7 protein-coding genes, 2 tRNA genes and 3 rRNA genes are annotated in these 20,044 nt (G+C 36.2%); 8 read left to right on the top strand and 4 right to left on the bottom strand.

Features of this window, described 5'->3' with window-relative positions; all coding sequences use genetic code 11:
• Positions 1 to 514 precede the first annotated feature (514 nt).
• From MW871_RS14510 to rrf, 5 genes are all read left to right on the top strand, one after another.
• A 16S ribosomal RNA gene (locus MW871_RS14510) occupies positions 515 to 2,028 on the top strand.
• Positions 2,029 to 2,244: 216 nt separating this feature from the next.
• A tRNA-Ile gene (locus tag MW871_RS14505) sits at positions 2,245 to 2,318 on the top strand.
• A gap of 98 nt (positions 2,319 to 2,416) precedes the next feature.
• Positions 2,417 to 2,490, top strand: a tRNA-Ala gene (locus MW871_RS14500).
• 126 nt (positions 2,491 to 2,616) lie between these two features.
• A 23S ribosomal RNA gene (locus MW871_RS14495) occupies positions 2,617 to 5,500 on the top strand.
• Between the two features lie 130 nt (positions 5,501 to 5,630).
• Positions 5,631 to 5,740, top strand: a 5S ribosomal RNA gene (rrf, locus tag MW871_RS14490).
• The 16S, 23S and 5S rRNA genes sit together here with 2 tRNA genes alongside, the layout of an rRNA operon.
• Positions 5,741 to 6,280: 540 nt before the next feature.
• Here rrf and MW871_RS14485 read toward each other — a convergent pair.
• Positions 6,281 to 7,183 (bottom strand): DUF6268 family outer membrane beta-barrel protein, encoded by a 903-nt coding sequence (locus tag MW871_RS14485; RefSeq protein WP_248429141.1) that lies wholly within the window; start codon positions 7,181 to 7,183, stop codon positions 6,281 to 6,283.
• A 372-nt stretch (positions 7,184 to 7,555) separates the two neighbouring features.
• Here MW871_RS14485 and pafA point away from each other — a divergent pair, with 372 nt between their 5' ends.
• Positions 7,556 to 9,169, top strand: coding sequence for an alkaline phosphatase PafA (pafA, locus tag MW871_RS14480; protein WP_188051692.1), 1,614 nt, complete (start codon positions 7,556 to 7,558; stop codon positions 9,167 to 9,169).
• A 123-nt stretch (positions 9,170 to 9,292) separates the two neighbouring features.
• Here the strand turns inward: pafA and lysA are convergent, their stop codons facing one another.
• The 3 genes from lysA to gltB all read right to left on the bottom strand — a co-directional run bounded on the left by lysA (position 9,293) and on the right by gltB (position 16,649).
• On the bottom strand, positions 9,293 to 10,513 hold the full coding sequence (gene lysA, locus MW871_RS14475) for a diaminopimelate decarboxylase (RefSeq protein WP_188051691.1): 1,221 nt from the start codon (positions 10,511 to 10,513) through the stop codon (positions 9,293 to 9,295).
• A 161-nt stretch (positions 10,514 to 10,674) separates the two neighbouring features.
• Entirely contained in the window at positions 10,675 to 12,129 is a 1,455-nt protein-coding gene (locus tag MW871_RS14470; protein WP_248429140.1) for a glutamate synthase subunit beta, read from the bottom strand.
• A 2-nt stretch (positions 12,130 to 12,131) separates the two neighbouring features.
• On the bottom strand, positions 12,132 to 16,649 hold the full coding sequence (gltB, locus tag MW871_RS14465) for a glutamate synthase large subunit (protein ID WP_248429139.1): 4,518 nt from the start codon (positions 16,647 to 16,649) through the stop codon (positions 12,132 to 12,134).
• A 418-nt stretch (positions 16,650 to 17,067) separates the two neighbouring features.
• Between gltB and sucC the strand changes: the two genes are divergently transcribed.
• Together sucC and MW871_RS14455 are read left to right on the top strand one after the other, a co-directional pair.
• On the top strand, positions 17,068 to 18,261 hold the full coding sequence (sucC, locus tag MW871_RS14460) for an ADP-forming succinate--CoA ligase subunit beta (RefSeq protein ID WP_188051688.1): 1,194 nt from the start codon (positions 17,068 to 17,070) through the stop codon (positions 18,259 to 18,261).
• 208 nt (positions 18,262 to 18,469) lie between these two features.
• A complete protein-coding gene (locus tag MW871_RS14455; RefSeq protein WP_248429138.1) occupies positions 18,470 to 20,035 on the top strand; it encodes a protein adenylyltransferase SelO in 1,566 nt (521 codons plus the stop codon).
• Positions 20,036 to 20,044: the final 9 nt, after the last annotated feature.

Raw genomic sequence — 20,044 nt, 5'->3', positions numbered from 1 at the left:
GTTAAAAAAAAGTGATTAAAAAAGCTTGCATAACGGTATAAACGTTGTAGTTTTGCACCCGCAATGGCGCATAAGTTCTTACTTAAATAATGAAAATCGGATCAAAAATAAAGCGAAAGTTTTAGAAAAAAGATTTGGTAAGAATAAAAGAAGTAGTTACATTTGCCCTCCCTTAGGGGAAGCAAGTTCTTAGACAGATTGAGCAGGTGGTTAGGTTGAGCGATCAATTTAAGACTTGAAAAGCGGAGAAAATTATTTTTCAAAAAACTTTTCAAAAACGCTTGTGAGATTTAAAAAGAGGTTGTACTTTTGCACCCGCTTCCAGCGACACACGATGTGTGTTAAAAGAAGGGAAAAACAAGAAGAACACGTTCCTAGACATATTGAATTGACAGCCGTTTTAACAGAGATGTTAAAACAAAAGAATAAGAGTAATAGAATCGAAAGATTTGAATAACACCGATAGAATTGGAGTCGAATAACAATAGCTTAAATTTATTTAAGCACACAATATACGATGAAGAGTTTGATCCTGGCTCAGGATGAACGCTAGCGGCAGGCTTAACACATGCAAGTCGAGGGGTATAGGTTTTCGGACCTAGAGACCGGCGCACGGGTGCGTAACGCGTATGCAATCTACCTTTCACAGAGGGATAGCCCAGAGAAATTTGGATTAATACCTCATAGTATTATAGGATGGCATCATTTTATAATTAAAGTCACAACGGTGAAAGATGAGCATGCGTCCCATTAGTTAGTTGGTAAGGTAACGGCTTACCAAGACTACGATGGGTAGGGGTCCTGAGAGGGAGATCCCCCACACTGGTACTGAGACACGGACCAGACTCCTACGGGAGGCAGCAGTGAGGAATATTGGACAATGGGCGCAAGCCTGATCCAGCCATGCCGCGTGCAGGATGACGGTCCTATGGATTGTAAACTGCTTTTATACGAGAAGAAACAGTACTTCGTGAAGTACCTTGACGGTATCGTAAGAATAAGGATCGGCTAACTCCGTGCCAGCAGCCGCGGTAATACGGAGGATCCAAGCGTTATCCGGAATCATTGGGTTTAAAGGGTCCGTAGGCGGTTTAGTAAGTCAGTGGTGAAAGCCCATCGCTCAACGGTGGAACGGCCATTGATACTGCTAAACTTGAATTATTAGGAAGTAACTAGAATATGTAGTGTAGCGGTGAAATGCTTAGAGATTACATGGAATACCAATTGCGAAGGCAGGTTACTACTAATGGATTGACGCTGATGGACGAAAGCGTGGGTAGCGAACAGGATTAGATACCCTGGTAGTCCACGCCGTAAACGATGGATACTAGCTGTTGGGAGCAATCTCAGTGGCTAAGCGAAAGTGATAAGTATCCCACCTGGGGAGTACGTTCGCAAGAATGAAACTCAAAGGAATTGACGGGGGCCCGCACAAGCGGTGGAGCATGTGGTTTAATTCGATGATACGCGAGGAACCTTACCAAGGCTTAAATGTAGATTGACCGGTTTGGAAACAGATCTTTCGCAAGACAATTTACAAGGTGCTGCATGGTTGTCGTCAGCTCGTGCCGTGAGGTGTCAGGTTAAGTCCTATAACGAGCGCAACCCCTGTTGTTAGTTGCCAGCGAGTCATGTCGGGAACTCTAACAAGACTGCCAGTGCAAACTGTGAGGAAGGTGGGGATGACGTCAAATCATCACGGCCCTTACGCCTTGGGCTACACACGTGCTACAATGGCCGGTACAGAGAGCAGCCACTGGGCGACCAGGAGCGAATCTATAAAACCGGTCACAGTTCGGATCGGAGTCTGCAACTCGACTCCGTGAAGCTGGAATCGCTAGTAATCGGATATCAGCCATGATCCGGTGAATACGTTCCCGGGCCTTGTACACACCGCCCGTCAAGCCATGGAAGCTGGGGGTGCCTGAAGTCGGTGACCGCAAGGAGCTGCCTAGGGTAAAACTGGTAACTAGGGCTAAGTCGTAACAAGGTAGCCGTACCGGAAGGTGCGGCTGGAACACCTCCTTTCTAGAGCCTAATTTGTTAGTTTAGCAATAAACACGATTAGGAAAGAAGACAAAGATTATATTGGAATAGAATAGATACATTTTATTACTCTTGCTGTTAGTTCAAATAATACAATTAAGTAAAAGATAAACGATTTAAGATTGTTGAATGCTGATTGGAGATTATAGGTTGAAGAATCTAGATCAAAAATCGTTAATCATAAATCAGAAATCACCTTGTCTCGTAGCTCAGCTGGTTAGAGTACTACACTGATAATGTAGGGGTCGACAGTTCGAGTCTGTCCGAGACAACAATTACTTAAAAAAAAGGAAATTCTAGAAGTTGGGATTCGCCGAAGATTTAAGATTTAAAAATCAGAAATCTGAATTCAAAGATCTAAAATTGAAACGGGGGATTAGCTCAGCTGGCTAGAGCGCCTGCCTTGCACGCAGGAGGTCAACGGTTCGACTCCGTTATTCTCCACTATTCCGAGAGGAAAAAAGTTCATTGACATATTGAGATAAGAAAATAATAAAAAGTAGAAAGCATTTTTACTTGTTTATTTATAGACAAGTAAAGAAACGGCATGTTTTAATTAACATGTTGGTACAATAAGCAAAATAAGGGCGTATGGGGGATGCCTTGGCTCTCAGAGGCGATGAAAGGCGTGATAAGCTGCGAAAAGCTACGGGGATTGGCACACACGATATGATCCGTAGATACCTGAATGGGGCAACCCACTATGTTGAAGACATAGTACACCGATAGGTGGGCAAACCCGCTGAACTGAAACATCTAAGTAGGCGGAGGAGAAGAAAACAAAAGTGATTCCGTAAGTAGTGGCGAGCGAACGCGGATTAGCCCAAACCAATGCTGTTACGGCAGGATTGGGGTTGTAGGACCACGATATTTGTTGCGGATAGAATTAGAATCTACTGGAAAGTAGAGCCAAAGAAGGTGATAGCCCTGTATAAGTAATAGAAGATAACGATAGTGGTATCCTGAGTAGGGCGGGACACGAGAAATCCTGTCTGAATTTGGCGGGACCATCCGCTAAGGCTAAATACTCCTGAGAGACCGATAGTGAACCAGTACCGTGAGGGAAAGGTGAAAAGAACCGTGAATAACGGAGTGAAATAGATCCTGAAACCATACGCTTACAAGCGGTCGGAGCCCTTTCGTGGGGTGACGGCGTGCCTTTTGCATAATGAGCCTACGAGTTAACGTTGCTGGCAAGGATAAGTGGTTAAGCCACGGATCCGTAGCGAAAGCGAGTCTGAATAGGGCGCTTTAGTCAGTAGTGTTAGACGCGAAACCGTGTGATCTACCCATGGACAGGTTGAAGCTGTGGTAACACACAGTGGAGGACCGAACCCGTTGACGTTGAAAAGTCTTGGGATGATCTGTGGGTAGGGGTGAAAGGCCAATCAAACTCGGAAATAGCTCGTACTCCCCGAAATGCATTTAGGTGCAGCGTTATGCGTAAAGTTATATAGAGGTAGAGCTACTGATTGGATGCGGGGGCTTCACCGCCTACCAATTCCTGACAAACTCCGAATGCTATATAATGTTTCATAACAGTGAGGGCTTGGGTGCTAAGGTCCAAGTCCGAGAGGGAAAGAACCCAGACCATCAGCTAAGGTCCCCAAATATATACTAAGTTGAAAGAACGAGGTTTGTCTGCCCAGACAGCTAGGATGTTGGCTTGGAAGCAGCCATTCATTTAAAGAGTGCGTAACAGCTCACTAGTCGAGCGGACGAGCATGGATAATAATCGGGCATAAGTATATTACCGAAGCTATGGATTTACAATTTATTGTAAGTGGTAGGGGAGCATTCTAACAGGGTTGAAGGTGTGTCGTAAGGCATGCTGGACTGGTTAGAAAAGAAAATGTAGGCATAAGTAACGATAATGCGGGCGAGAAACCCGCACACCGAAAGACTAAGGTTTCCACAGCTATGCTAATCAGCTGTGGGTTAGTCGGGACCTAAGGCGAACCCGAAAGGGACAGTCGATGGACAACGGGTTAATATTCCCGTACTAGTTATTACTGTGATGGGGTGACGGAGTGATGAAAGCGCCGCGAACTGACGGAATAGTTCGTTGAAGTACCTACCTATAAGACCCGCAGGCAAATCCACGGGTTTTGGGGAAATACGATAGTACTCGGAGACTTCGGTTGAAGAGATAGTGCGCCTAAGGGCTTCCAAGAAAAACCTCTAAACTTCAGGTAATAAGTACCCGTACCGCAAACCGACACAGGTAGTCGAGGAGAGAATCCTAAGGTGCTCGAGAGATTCATGGCTAAGGAATTAGGCAAAATAGACCCGTAACTTCGGGAGAAGGGTCGCCCCGAGTAATCGGGGCCGCAGTGAAGAGGTCCAGGCGACTGTTTATCAAAAACACAGGGCTCTGCAAAATCGTAAGATGAAGTATAGGGCCTGACACCTGCCCGGTGCTGGAAGGTTAAGTGGAGATGTTATCTTCGGAGAAGCATTGAAATGAAGCCCCAGTAAACGGCGGCCGTAACTATAACGGTCCTAAGGTAGCGAAATTCCTTGTCGGGTAAGTTCCGACCTGCACGAATGGTGTAACGATCTGGACACTGTCTCAGCCATGAGCTCGGTGAAATTGTAGTAGCGGTGAAGATGCCGCTTACCCGCAGTGGGACGAAAAGACCCTGTGCACCTTTACTATAGCTTAGTATTGACCTTGGATAAATGATGTGTAGGATAGGTTGGAGACTGTGAAGTGGCGTCGCTAGGCGTTGTGGAGTCATTGTTGAAATACAACCCTTTGTTTATCTGAGGCCTAACCCCGCTTTGCGGGGGACATTGCTTGGTGGGTAGTTTGACTGGGGTGGTCGCCTCCAAAAGAGTAACGGAGGCTTCTAAAGGTTCCCTCAGTACGCTTGGTAACCGTGCGTAGAGTGCAATGGCATAAGGGAGCTTGACTGAGAGACATACAGGTCGATCAGGTACGAAAGTAGAGCATAGTGATCCGGTGGTTCCGCATGGAAGGGCCATCGCTCAAAGGATAAAAGGTACGCCGGGGATAACAGGCTGATCTCCCCCAAGAGCTCATATCGACGGGGGGGTTTGGCACCTCGATGTCGGCTCGTCACATCCTGGGGCTGGAGAAGGTCCCAAGGGTTGGGCTGTTCGCCCATTAAAGTGGCACGCGAGCTGGGTTCAGAACGTCGTGAGACAGTTCGGTCTCTATCTACTGTGGGCGCAAGAAATTTGAGTGGATCTGATTCTAGTACGAGAGGACCGAATTGGACAAACCTCTAGTGTATCTGTTGTCACGCCAGTGGCACCGCAGAGTAGCTACGTTTGGAAGGGATAAGCGCTGAAAGCATATAAGCGCGAAACCCACCACAAGATGAGATTTCTTTTAAGGGTCGTGGGAGATGACCACGTTGATAGGCTATAGATGTAAAGGCAGTAATGTCATAGTCGAGTAGTACTAATAACCCGTAAGCTTATGTACGCTTTTCTCCCCCATCTCGGTGGGGGAGAAGAAACTTTCTAATACTTTAAATTTTTCTTTATCTCAGTATGTTAAGATATTATGTAATGTTGATTAGCTAGAAGCTAATTTACCCATTGCAAAACGACCTTAAGGTGGTTATTGCGGCGGGGCTCACCTCTTCCCATCCCGAACAGAGTAGTTAAGCCCGCCTGCGCAGATGGTACTGCAGTTATGTGGGAGAGTATGTCGTCGCCTTTCTTTAAAAACCCTTCATCTATCGATGAAGGGTTTTTTGTTTTATATCAAATCCCCATTTTAATCTTCTATTTTATTAATAATTGAAAGTATTATAGGATCAAGAACAAAAGTTAGGGATTAAGCAAATAACTTAATTAATCTAAAAAGAAAGAGGTCAACTTTTCTGGGATCACTCGCAAAAGTTGAGTATTATCCGAAAATATTAGATTATGGATCAATACAAATTTTTGTGGGAAAATATTAAAATCTAGATATTTGTGATTTCAAATTCTACCAAATGCAAGATTCCTATAGCAAACTAATCAAGTTAATGTTACCCGAAATCATTGTTTACTATTTTGAATTAATATGTTTTAAAACCAAGAAGAGACACTAAGGCTCATAACGATAGTAAAAATTATGCCTAGATTTCGTTAGCCTAAAAAGGAAAAACGCTATGTTCCTCAAACCTCTAAATTGAGATCTAAAAGGTTTTACCTATTATATTAATGTATTTATTGTTGCTTGTATAGTTAATTAAATTTGAGTTTTCAATATTTATTATTTAGAAGGAATATCAAAACGATATATTGCTTCTACTTTTAAAAAAGCAGAACTATTTAAATTTATATTTAACTTTATTCGATTATCTCCAATTTTTATTGGTGTTATTGATAGATCAATTTTATCACCTTCGGTATAAACATCATATTTATTAGTTGAAATGCCAAATTTTAGTCGAAGCAGAAGATTTTTATACAATGAATTATTCTGTATGTATGATGAAGATTCAAGAGTTCGATTTTCGGTGTAAGTTGTTTTTTTATTTTCTTCATGTATCTTATATGTTTCTGAAACTCCTTTGTAGTCAATACCTAATTTTGTTTTACTTGAAATTTTATAATTCATATCAAAAAGGCCCGGTAGTAAAGCACTAATTTCAAAATTAGAACTAGGACTAATGTAATATATTCCTACCAATGGCGTAATATAGAAACCATAGGCTTCATTACCTGCATATACCCCAAATTTATAATTTAATCTCTTATTTTTTTTATAAGTCCACAATGCAATTCCACCAGCATAAATATCTTTAAAACTTAGTTTTTTATAATCTGATGAAACTACAGGTAGTAGTAAATACGTACCAGTCCAGTTATCTGAATGCTGACTTGTTACACCTAATTTAATACGATTATAAAATAATTTAGTATTGTCAGTATTAGTGAATAATTGTAATTCCTTGATACTAAAATCAAAACCAGTAATAAGTGCTGTTTTTTGGTTAATTACAATTGGTAAAGTTAATTTAGCATCAAAAATGCTAATATTCGACGTATCTAAAGTATTTTTAAAAGAAGTTTTTTCAGTCTTCAAATAACTGACACTTAATACATCTACATATTCTTGAGCTTTAGTTAGTAGAGGAATAAATAAAAAGAGTAAAATAAGTGTTTTTCGCATTATATAAATATAACTGTTTTTACAATATGTTTATTTTATTTACCGTTAATGTATTCATTATTAGTATTTATAATTTGAGATTTATATTAAAATATTTTTCTTGATAATTTATATTTGATTATAATTCTTTTTTAAAATTAGTATAATAATTTTCAATTGTTTTTTTTGAATTTATAGTTTTGAAATTTACTTTCTATTCGCAATTAATTAAATTCTTACAATACATTATTTTAAAAAAAATATTAATAATAAGTATGACTAATTTTTAGATTTTTATCAAGTTAATAATTCATTAAATTAAGAGTCTTATAGTAGTGTCTAAAGTTTGATTGGATTTTAAATTGTATTTTTGTTTAAATTTAAAATTATAATATGAAAAAAATTATTTTCTTTTTGGTATTTATTTTATCGGTTAGTTCGCAAGCTCAACAACGACCAAAATTAGTTGTTGGAATAGTGGTAGATCAGATGAAAATGGAGTATTTATATCGCTTTTCTGATGATTTTTCGCCAAATGGTTTTAAAAGATTAATCAATAATGGTTACGTTTTTCAAAACATGCATTATAATTATATGCCTACTTATACTGCACCAGGACATGCTTCAATCTATACAGGGGCAACTCCTTCAACGCATGGAATTGTAGGTAATGAGTGGTTTAGTCGAACTCTGGGAAAACAGATGTATTGTACAGATGATGCTAGTGTCGCTACAATAGGTGATGGTACAAAAGAAGAAGGTGAAATGTCTCCTAAAAATCTACAAGCAACTACTATAACTGATGAACTTAAAATGGCAACTAATTTTAAAGGAAAAGTTATTGGAATAAGTATGAAAGACAGAGGAGCTATATTGCCAGCTGGACATTTTGCTGATTGGGCATTTTGGTTCAGTAAAACAGGAGCTTTTATTTCTAGTTCTTTTTATGGAAAAGAATTACCTAGCTGGGTAACTAAATTTAATTCTGAAAAAAGATTTATGCCTTATATAAATAAAGGTTGGGATTTGTATAAGTCTGTAGCTACATACAATGAAAGTATGGTAGATAATAATCCTTATGAAGGGAAACTTTATAAAAGTGAAACTCCAACAATGCCATACAATCTTAAAGATATGTATGATAAAAATGGTGCAGGAGTTATCCGTTCAACTCCTTTTGGGAATGATTTATTAGCCGAATTTGCTAAGGAAGCTATTGCAAAAGAAGAATTAGGTAAAGATAATATTACAGACTTTTTAGCAGTAAGTTTTTCTAGTACTGATTATGTAGGTCATTTATTAGGACCACGTTCGATGGAACTACAAGACACTTATTTACGTTTGGACCAAACAATTGCTGATTTTTTAACTTATTTAGACAAAACAGTGGGTAAGGATAATTATTTACTTTTCTTGACTGCGGATCATGCTGGTGCTGAAAATGTTAATTATTTGAAAGATAATAAATATGCGGTAGATTATATAAATCCGAAAGACATTCGTAAAAGTCTTTCTGACTTCTCTACAAAAACTTTTGGCACGGATCTAATTCTTAATTATTCCAATTTTAATTTGTTCTTTAATAAAGAAATTATTAAGTCAAAAGGATTAGAATTGAGCAAAGTAAAACAAGCTTTTAAAGATTTTCTAATGACACAAGACTATATGAAACGTGTTTATACAGAGGAAGAGATTTTAGCTTCAACAGGTGCTGATTATTATTTAAATTTTATCACTAAAGGATATGATACTACTCAAAATGGTGATTTAGTTTTATTGCAAAAACCAGGTTATTCAGAGCACGGAGCATTGGGAACTTCACATGGTACTCCTTATTCCTATGATACACATGTGCCAGCTATTTTTTACGGATGGAATATTAAACAAGGTGAATCTTATTCTAAGAAAGAAATTACATCAATAGCGCCAACAATAGCTCAAAAGATTAAAATTACTTTCCCTAATGGAACAGAATCTCATGTATTAGAAGAGGTTTTAAACAAATAATTACTTTAAAAAAAAAGCTGTATCATTTGATGCAGCTTTTTTTTATTGTTGTATTTTTTATTTTCTTTAGAAAAAAAACGGCTCTATATTAAATGTAGTGCCGTTTTATATTGTAAATTAAATTTATACTTTGGTAACAGTTGTTGGTAATGGTATTTGATTTTTTAATAAATCTTCAAAAGTTTCATGAGCTCTGATTAAATGTCCTTCACCATTCATCCATAAAACTTCTGCAGGTTTGTAACGAGAATTATAATTGGAAGCCATTGAGAAACAATAGGCTCCTGCATTCCTAAAACTTAAAATATCACCTTCTTTAATTTCTGAAATTCTTCTGTTGTTGGCAAAAGTGTCGGTTTCACAAATATATCCAACCACAGAATAGAAGCGTTCTTTTCCTTTGGGATGTGAAATGTTTTCAATGTGATGTTGTGAACCGTATAACATAGGTCTTATTAAATGATTGAAGCCACTGTCAATACCAGCGAAAACCGTAGATGTAGTTTGTTTTACCACATTCACTTTTGCTAAAAAATAGCCTGCTTCACTCACTAAAAATTTTCCAGGTTCAAATATTAGTGTTAATTCTTTTCCATATTCTACACAAAAAGCATTGAATCTTTTAGATAATTTTTTACCTAACTCTTCTATATCTGTCTCTATATCATCTTTTTTATAGGGTACTTTAAAGCCGCTTCCGAAATCAAGAAATTCAAGATTTTTGAAGTTTTTAGCAGCATCAAATAAGATTTCAGCAGCATACAAAAATACTTCAATGTCAAGAATATCTGAACCAGTATGCATGTGTATCCCCACAATATTCATCTTTGTATTTTCGACAATACGAACTAAATGAGGTAATTGATGAACAGAAATACCAAATTTACTATCAATGTGACCAACAGATATATTGGCATTTCCTCCTGCCATTACATGCGGATTTATTCTAATGCAAACGGGAACATTTGGATATTTTGTTCCAAATTGTTCTAGTATAGATAAGTTGTCAATATTAATTTGGACACCCATTGCATTAACTTCTTCAATTTCTTCTAAAGAAACACCATTTGGAGTGTAAAATATTTTATCTGGTTCATAACCCGCATGAAGTCCTAACATCACTTCTTGAATAGATACAGTATCAAGCCCTGACCCCATTTCCCTTAATAGTTGAAGAATAGCAACGTTTGAAAGTGCTTTCATTGCGTAATTAATACGCAACTTATTTACCTTAGAGAAAGCTTTTGATAATCTGTTGTATTGTGATTTTATTTTTTCGGCATCATAAACGTATAATGGACTGCCAAATTGTTCAGCTAATTGAAGTAAATCTTTTGATTGCATGATTATTAATTTTTAGCAAATTTATTGTTCTTTCTTTAGCTCTCCAACTTAATTAGTAGTTTCTAACAAATTATAACATAAAGTTATAAATTAAACAATTTTCTAATTTTTTAATAAATCATTTTATCATACAATTCAGTAAAAATAAAATAGTAATTAATTTATAAAGTTGGTAAATCGCCATTTCCTTTAGTTGGTAGGTTTGTATATCCCATTAAATACTTGTCGACTTCTCTGGCTGCTTCACGACCTTCAGCTATTGCCCAAACAATTAATGATTGTCCACGACGCATATCACCAGCGGTAAAAATATGAGGTATATTTGTTTGGTAATTAGTTGCTTTATAATTACTTCTTAAATCAACTTCTAAGCCTAATTGATCGCTCAACCTTTTTTCAGGACCTGTAAATCCTAAAGCTAATAACGCTAAATCACAAGGCCAAATTTTCTCAGAACCTTCTTTTTCAATTAATTCGGGCCTTTGTCCGGGAGTCATTTTCCAAAATACTTCAATTGTTTTTAAGCCAACTAACTCTCCTTTTTCATTCGAAATAAATTCTTTAGTATTAATTAACCAATTTCTATTGCAACCTTCTTCATGTGAAGAGGATGTTTTTAATTGCAATGGCCAAAAAGGCCAAGGTGTAGATTCACTTCTTCCAATTGGAGGTTTTGGTAAAATCTCAAAATTAGTAACCGATTTTGCTCCATGTCTGTTTGAAGTTCCTACACAATCGGAACCAGTATCTCCACCACCTATAACAATGACATCTTTGCCAGTTGCCATTACTTGATTTTCAATTTTTTCTCCGTACAATGCTTTGGTTTGTTGGGTCAAGAAATCCATTGCTTGCACAACTCCTTTACTTTCAATTCCTTTTGTTGGTAAACTTCTTCTTTCTGTTGCTCCTCCGCATAATACAATAGAGTCAAAAGAATTTAATTCTTCAACACTATAATTTATACCAACGTTTACATTGGTTTTAAAAATAATTCCTTCGGCTTCCAAAATGGCGACGCGTCTGTCAATAATTCCTTTTTCTAATTTAAAATTTGGAATTCCGTAACGCAATAAACCGCCAATTGCATTGTCTCTTTCGAAAACGGTAACAGTATTACCCGCACGATTTAATTGTTGTGCAGCGGCTAATCCTGCAGGACCAGAACCTATAACAGCAATAGTTTTTCCTGTTCTTATTTTAGGAATTTGCGGTTTTATCCATCCTTCTGCAAAACCGCGTTCGATAATATTTTTCTCAATATTCTCAATTGCTACAGGTTCGCTGATAATTCCTAAAACACAAGATTTCTCGCATGGAGCAGGGCATAAGCGACCGGTAAATTCTGGAAAATTATTGGTCGATTGCAAAATCTCTAATGCGCTTTGCCATTCTTCTTGATGCACCATATCATTAAAATCAGGAATCAAATTTCCCAACGGACAAGCGCTGTGACAAAAAGGAATTCCACAATCCATACATCGAGAACCTTGTTCCTTCATCTTGTCTTTTTCCAAAGGAATTGTAAATTCTAGGTAATTTGATACTCGTTCTTCGACAACTATATTGTTTTCGTCCGTTCTATTATATTCTTTAAATCCTCCTATCTTTCCCATGATTATAGTGCTAGTAGTTCTTGAATCTGTTTTTCTTCCGCTAATCTTTGTAATGCTTTTTTATAATCTTTTGGCATTACTTTGATGAAATTTGTCTGTTGGTTTTCCCAATCTTCCAGAAGTCTTTTTGCTACTGTACTACTAGTATATAGAGAATGATTTTTAATTAAACGTCTTAATTTAGTAGTGTCTTGCTCTTCAAGAGTTTCAAAAGCTACCATTTCCATATTGCATAATGTAGCATCAAACTTTTTATTTGGATCATAAACATAAGCAATACCACCGCTCATTCCAGCGGCAAAATTTCGTCCTGTTTTTCCTAAAACTACTACAGTGCCTCCAGTCATATATTCGCAACCGTGATCTCCAATTCCCTCTACAACGGCTATTGCTCCAGAGTTTCTAACACAAAAACGTTCCCCGGCCATTCCATTTATATAGGCTTCTCCAGTAATTGCTCCGTAAAGGGCAACATTTCCTATTATAATATTTTCTTCTGGTTTAAAAGTTGCAGTAGGAGGAACTTTAATAATTAATTTTCCGCCAGAAAGCCCTTTTCCTAGATAGTCATTGCAATTTCCATGAATTTTAAAAGAAAGTCCATTCGTTGCAAATGCACCAAAACTTTGCCCAGCAGAACCTTCAAAGTCCACTAATATCGTGTCATCTGGTAATCCTTGTGCACCATATATTTTTGAAATTTCATTACTCAAAATAGCTCCAACAGAACGGTCCGTATTTTTAATTTTGAAAGTAACTCTTGTTTTTTCTTTTCTATAAATAGAAGGAATCGCTGCTTTTATAATATCAAAATCGAGTACGTGCTCTAATGCGTGATCTTGTGTTGTAGTATTGTGATTTGGAACCGTTTTCGCTTTTTCTGTTTTGTATAAAATGGCTGATAGATCTAATCCACTGGCTTTGTAATGTGTAATCGCCTTATTAACATTCAGTTTCTGAGATTGTCCCACCATTTCTTTTAGTGTTCTAAATCCTAATTGTGCCATTATTTCTCTTAATTCTTCTGCAATAAAATACATGAAATTAATAATGTGTTCTGGCGTTCCTTTGAAGTTTTTTCTCAATTCAGGATCTTGAGTGGCAATTCCGACAGGACAAGTATTCAAGTGACAAGCGCGCATCATAATACAACCGGATGCTACTAATGGAGCAGTTGCAAAACCAAATTCCTCAGCTCCAAGTAAGGCTGCAATAGCTACGTCACGACCTGTTTTTAATTGTCCATCACATTCTAAAACCACACGACTTCTTAAATCATTTAAAATTAGGGTTTGTTGTGCTTCGGCTAAACCAAGTTCCCAAGGAATTCCTGTATGTTGCAAGGATGTTAATGGTGCAGCACCAGTTCCTCCGTCATATCCTGAAATTAAAATTACATCAGCTTTTGCTTTAGCAACTCCTGCAGCAATGGTTCCAACACCAACTTCTGATACTAATTTTACATTAATACGCGCTTCTCGGTTTGCATTTTTTAAATCGAAAATTAATTGGGATAAATCTTCGATAGAATAAATATCATGATGTGGCGGAGGTGAAATTAATCCCACATAAGGAGTTGAGTTTCTTGTCGCTGCAATCCATGGTACTACTTTTTCACCGGGTAATTGCCCGCCTTCTCCAGGTTTAGCACCTTGAGCCATTTTTATTTGAATCTCTTTAGCGTTTGTCAAGTAGTTTATCGAAACTCCAAATCTCCCAGAGGCAACTTGTTTGATAGCACTGTTTTTAGAATCTCCATTTTCCTCTTTCTGAAAACGTCTTTGATCTTCTCCACCTTCTCCAGAATTACTTTTTCCGCCAATTCTGTTCATGGCTATTGCCAAATTTTCGTGCGCTTCCTGACTGATAGATCCGTATGACATCGCGCCAGTTTTGAATTTTTTTACAATTTCGGTCCAAGGTTCTACTTCATCAATTGAAATAGGATCTAGATTATTAAATTCGAATAAACCTCTAATAGTCATCAAGTTTTCGCTTTGATCATTCACCATCGTAGCATATTCTTTGTAACTTTCTGGGCTGTTTAATCGTACCGCTTGTTGTAGTTTAGAAATAGTCGTTGGGTTAAACATGTGTTTTTCTCCATTTCTTCTCCATCTGTAAATTCCGCCTATTTCTAGTGGTAAAAGATTTGCAATTTCAGAATTTGGAAACGCTTTTTGGTATCTTTTCTTGATTTCTTTTTCGATTTCCATTAGACCAATTCCTTCAATTCTTGACGGAGTGTAAGGGAAATATTTAGAAGAGAATGTTTTATTTAAACCTAAAATTTCAAAAATCTGCGCTGCTCTGTACGAATGTAAAGTAGAGATGCCAATTTTATTCATGATTTTAAGAATTCCTTTTGCAATCGCTTTATTGTAGTTTTTGATGGCGTAATCTGCTTTTACACCAGTGATAAAACCTTGATTTATTTGGTTGTGAATAATTTCATTCACCATATAAGGATTGATGGCACTTGCTCCATAACCAAATAATAAAGCAAAATGGTGCGGTTCACGAGGTTCTGCTGATTCGATAATGATGCCAAATTTAGAACGTGATTTAAGGATGTTCAGTGAATGATGAATGTAAGAACACGCCAATAACATTGGTATAGGAGCCATTTTATCACTTACGCCTCTATCCGAAATAATTACGATATTACAACCTTCAGAAACTGCTTTAAATGTTGCTTGAACCGCTCTTTCTAAAGCACGTTCTAATCCGTTTACTCCTTTTTCTATATCATATAATGTAGAAATGGTTACTGATTTGAAATCAACATGGTCAATATTTCTTAATTTATCCAAATCCTCATTAGAAATAACAGGATTTTGAATTTTTAGCTTTTTGCATTGCTTGGATTCAATCTCAAAAAGATTAAAATCACCACCAACAGCTAAACTAATATCTGTGATAATCTCTTCACGAATACCATCCAAAGGTGGATTAGTAACTTGTGCGAATAATTGTTTGAAATAATTATATAAAAGTTGTGGCTGATCGGATAAAACGGCTAGAGGAGTATCGTTTCCCATCGAGCTTAAAGCTTCTACACCATAAGTACCCATAGGATTTATGATTGTTTTTAAATCTTCGATGGTATAACCAAACAAACGCTGTCTGGTTCCAAAATCAACACTTTCAGTTGGAATTGCATTATTGGTATAAGGAACTTCAGCTAATTGGAGTAAGTTTTCATCCAACCATTTTTTGTAAGGTCTTTTCGTTGCAATGGCATTTTTAATCTCATCATCCTCTATAATTCGGCCTTGGTTCATGTCTACTAAGAACATTTTCCCTGGCTCTAAACGACCGTGTTGAATTACATCTTCAGGCTTTATATCTAATACTCCAATTTCTGAAGACATAATCACAAAACCACTTTTGGTCAAGGTATAGCGAGAAGGACGCAATCCATTTCTATCGAGTAAAGCACCAATAACGTCACCATCAGTAAACGGAATAGAAGCGGGACCGTCCCAAGGTTCCATAATACAAGCATTGTATTCGTAAAATGCTTTTTTCTCTTCAGACATGGTTTGGTGCTTTTCCCAAGCTTCTGGAACAACCATCATCATCGCTTCTGGTAAGGAGCGACCCGTCATCAATAATAATTCGACAACCATATCCATAGAAGCTGAATCTGATTTTCCTTCTAATATAATAGGGAATAATTTTTTTAAATCATCTCCAAAAACAGCACTTTCCATCAATTCTTCACGAGCTCGCATTCTACTGATGTTTCCACGAAGTGTATTTATTTCACCATTGTGACACATATACCTAAAAGGTTGTGCGAGTTCCCAAGACGGAAATGTATTGGTAGAAAATCGTTGGTGTACCAACGCTAATCTAGTTACTAGATCTGAATCCGATAAATCAGTATAATAACGACTGATATCTTCTGGCATCAACAGTCCTTTATAAATTATGGTTGTAGTCGAAAAACTAGAAAAATAGAACATGTGACTTTCTGAAGTTCTAGAATTTCGAATAGTGTGTTCTGCAATTTTTCTAGCGGCAAACATTTTAGCGTTAAATTGCTGTTCTGTTATGTCTAAACCATTTTTACCAACAAACACTTGTTTTACTGTTGGTTCTTTTTCAGCCGCAATTTGTCCTAGATTTTCAGCTGCAACTGGTACTTCTCTCCACCCTAAAATGGCTAGATTTTGATCTTTTATAGCATTTTCAAAAGCGGTTTTACAAAAAGCAACTTGATTTAAACTTTTTGGCATGAAAACCATTCCTACTGCATATTGTCTTACTTCGGGAAGTTCAAAGTCACATACTTTTTTAAAAAAATCATGAGGTATGTCAAAAAGTATTCCTGCTCCATCACCGGTTCTTCCATCGGCACTTACCGCACCACGATGCTCTAATTTTATTAAAATATCGAGTGCTTTGTGTATAATATCATTCGACTTAATTCCATTTAAATTACAAATGAATCCTGCTCCACAATTATCGTGTTCAAATTCTGGCAAATAAAGGCCTTGTTCTTTAATTTTCATTTTGTTGTGTTTTTAATACAAAAATAAATATTTAAGTGAATTTAATTTAATAAATAATTGATATTGATTCATTTTTCTTAATTTTATTCCAAAATTGATAAATAAATATCAATTGTGTAATTTATATGTTCGTAAATGATAAATCTTTAAATTATTATTTTTAAAAAAGTAAAATCGCTTTAATTATAGGGTATTAGCGACTAATTACTCAATCGATATAGTAATTTTTAATGTATAAGGTCAAGAAGAATATTTTTTCTATTTTCCAGTTAAAAACAAAAAAAAGACAAGTTGATTTTTAATTGGCTGTTATTATCTTTTTTTTAATATCAAAACATTTCTCTATTCAGATGAATTTTGCTATTTTTGTCGCACTTTTATTCTGAAAGAAATTCAGAAGCCAGACAAATTCTATATTATGAACATACACGAATATCAAGGAAAAGAGATTTTAGCAAGCTACGGAGTTCGCATTCAACGCGGAATCATTGCAAATAGCGCAGCAGAAGCTGTAGAAGCTGCAAAACAATTAACTACTGAAACAGGTACAAGTTGGTATGTTGTAAAAGCCCAAGTTCATGCAGGTGGACGTGGAAAAGGTGGTGGAGTTAAACTTGCCAAAAACTTACAACAAGTAGAAGAAATTGCAGGACAAATTATCGGAATGCAATTAGTTACACCTCAAACTTCGGCTGAAGGTAAAAAAGTAAGTACCGTTTTAATCGCAGAAGATGTTTACTATCCTGGAGAAAGTGAAACGTCTGAGTTTTATGTTTCTGTATTGTTAAACAGAGCGACTGGACGTAACATGATTATGTATTCTACTGAAGGTGGAATGGATATTGAAGAAGTTGCAGAGCACACACCACATTTAATCTTTACTGAGGAAATTGATCCTGCTGTAGGATTACAAGGTTTTCAAGCAAGAAGAATTGCTTTTAACTTAGGTCTTTCTGGAAATGCTTTCAAAGAAATGGTAAAATTTATCGATTCTTTATATAATGCTTATATTGGATCTGATGCTTCGATGTTTGAAATTAACCCAGTGTTAAAAACATCTGACAATAAAATAATGGCTGTTGATGCTAAAGTAAATATCGATGATAATGCTTTATACAGACAAACTAAATATGCTGAAATGCGCGACATTCGTGAGGAGAATCCAATCGAAGTTGAAGCTAAAGAAGTAGGATTAAACTATGTAGATCTTGACGGTACTGTTGGATGTATGGTGAACGGAGCTGGTTTAGCAATGGCAACTATGGATTTAATTAAGTACGCTGGTTTTGAGCCTGCAAACTTCCTTGACGTAGGTGGAACTGCTGATGCAAAACGTGTTGAAACTGCTTTCCGTATTATCTTGAAAGATCCAAACGTTAAAGCAATTTTGATAAATATTTTTGGAGGAATCGTTCGTTGTGATCGTGTTGCTCAAGGAGTTGTTGATGCATACAAAAACATGGGTGATGCTATAAAAGTGCCAATTATTGTTCGTTTACAAGGGACTAATGCAGCAATTGCAAAAGAATTAATTGATAATTCAGGAATGCCAATATTATCTGCTGTTGAATTTCAAGAAGCTGCAGACCAAGTAAAAGCTGCACTTTCTTAATTACAAATTGTTATATATTAAAAAAACCTGTTTGCCTTAGCAAACAGGTTTTTTTTTGCTATTTACTTTTTATGAGGTATTTTCTAAATAAGAAAAAGGATTTCAATAATAGTATAAAGTTATCGTAAAAATAAAGGTATCTGTATTGTATAGAATATCTTTGTATCTACTCAAATTATTTAATTTGCGTAGCTAAACAATAGAAGATATGAAATTAAATATACAAAATAAATTTACTTCAGAATTACCAGCTGATCCTATACAAACTAACGATCCTAGACAAGTACATCAAGCTTGCTTCTCGTTTGTTGAACCTAAAAAAACAGAAAAACCTTTCTTAATTCATGCTTCTAAAGAAGTAGCACTAGAAATTGGGCTTTCAGAGCAAGACTTACTTTCTACTGATTTCTTAAATGTATTTTCTGGGAATTCCATTTATCCTGAAACCAAACCTTTTGCCATGTGTTATGCTGGACATCAATTTGGAAATTGGGCGGGACAATTAGGGGACGGTCGTGCTATAAATCTTACTGAAGTTACTCATGATGGTAAAACGTATACTTTGCAATTAAAAGGAGCAGGACCAACGCCATATTCAAGAACAGCCGACGGTTTAGCTGTTTTACGATCTTCTATTAGAGAATATTTGTGTGCAGAAGCGATGTTTTATTTAGGCGTTCCCACAACACGTTCTCTTTCTTTGATGCTTTCTGGAGATCAAGTACTACGTGATGTTTTGTACAATGGAAACCCAGCATACGAAAAAGGCGCTATTGTTAGTAGAGTAGCACCTTCTTTTATTCGTTTTGGTAGTTTTGAAATCTTTGCCGCTAGAGAAGATCTCGTTAATCTTAAACTTTTAGCTGATTTCACAATCAAAAATCATTTTTCGAATGTTAAGTCGGAAGGTGTCGAAAAATATTTATCATTTTTTGAAGAGGTTACTCAAACCACTTTAAAAATGATTGTAGAATGGCAACGTGTTGGTTTTGTTCACGGAGTTATGAACACGGATAACATGTCTATTCACGGCCTAACGATTGATTATGGACCTTACGGTTGGTTAGAAGATTATAATACTGGTTGGACACCCAATACTACAGATAATCAGCATAAAAGATACCGATTTGGCAACCAACCTGAAATTGCCTTGTGGAATTTATATCAGTTAGCGAATGCACTCTATCCTTTAATAGAAGATGCTAAACCTTTAGAAGCAATTCTAGAAGCCTACAGTTCTAATTATGAAAAGCAATATCTGAATATGATGCAAGATAAATTAGGTATACAAAACAAAAGCAACGATGATCTATTTTTAGTTAATCGATTGACTGAATTACTTGAAAAAGTAGAAACAGACATGACTATTTTCTTTAGGAATTTAGGCAACATAACAAAAGAAGATGCAGTAGTGGTAGCTTTTGGAAAAATAAAAGAAGCTTTTTATAATGAAAAAGAATTGAATGAAGTGCTCTTGAAAGAATGGTATGATTGGTTTGAAATTTATAATTTTAGAATAAATGAACAAACGCTTTCCGACTTAGAAAGAAAACAAAAGATGAATGGTATTAATCCTAAATATGTATTGCGAAACTATATCTCACAATTATGTATTGATGATGCAGAGAAAGGTGATTATTCTTTGTTATATGAATTAATCGAAATGCTTAAAAAACCCTATGATGAACAACCTAATTTTCAAAAATGGTTTGCCAAAAGACCGGATTGGGCAAGAAATAAAGTGGGTTCATCAATGTTAAGTTGTAGTTCTTAAAATATATTT

Source organism: Flavobacterium pygoscelis (genome assembly GCF_023162025.1).
Taxonomy (GTDB): Bacteria; Bacteroidota; Bacteroidia; order Flavobacteriales; family Flavobacteriaceae; genus Flavobacterium; species Flavobacterium pygoscelis.
This window is presented reverse-complemented; position numbering and strand designations above follow the sequence as displayed.

Bases quoted from the DNA above. Each gene is read 5' to 3' on its own strand.
- lysA (WP_188051691.1), bottom strand. From the start codon at position 10,513: ATGCAATCAAAAGATTTACTTCAATTAGCTGAACAATTTGGCAGTCCA.
- gltB (WP_248429139.1), bottom strand. From the start codon at position 16,649: ATGAAAATTAAAGAACAAGGCCTTTATTTGCCAGAATTTGAACACGAT.
- MW871_RS14485 (WP_248429141.1), bottom strand. From the start codon at position 7,183: ATGCGAAAAACACTTATTTTACTCTTTTTATTTATTCCTCTACTAACT.
- sucC (WP_188051688.1), top strand. From the start codon at position 17,068: ATGAACATACACGAATATCAAGGAAAAGAGATTTTAGCAAGCTACGGA.
- MW871_RS14470 (WP_248429140.1), bottom strand. From the start codon at position 12,129: ATGGGAAAGATAGGAGGATTTAAAGAATATAATAGAACGGACGAAAAC.
- pafA (WP_188051692.1), top strand. From the start codon at position 7,556: ATGAAAAAAATTATTTTCTTTTTGGTATTTATTTTATCGGTTAGTTCG.
- MW871_RS14455 (WP_248429138.1), top strand. From the start codon at position 18,470: ATGAAATTAAATATACAAAATAAATTTACTTCAGAATTACCAGCTGAT.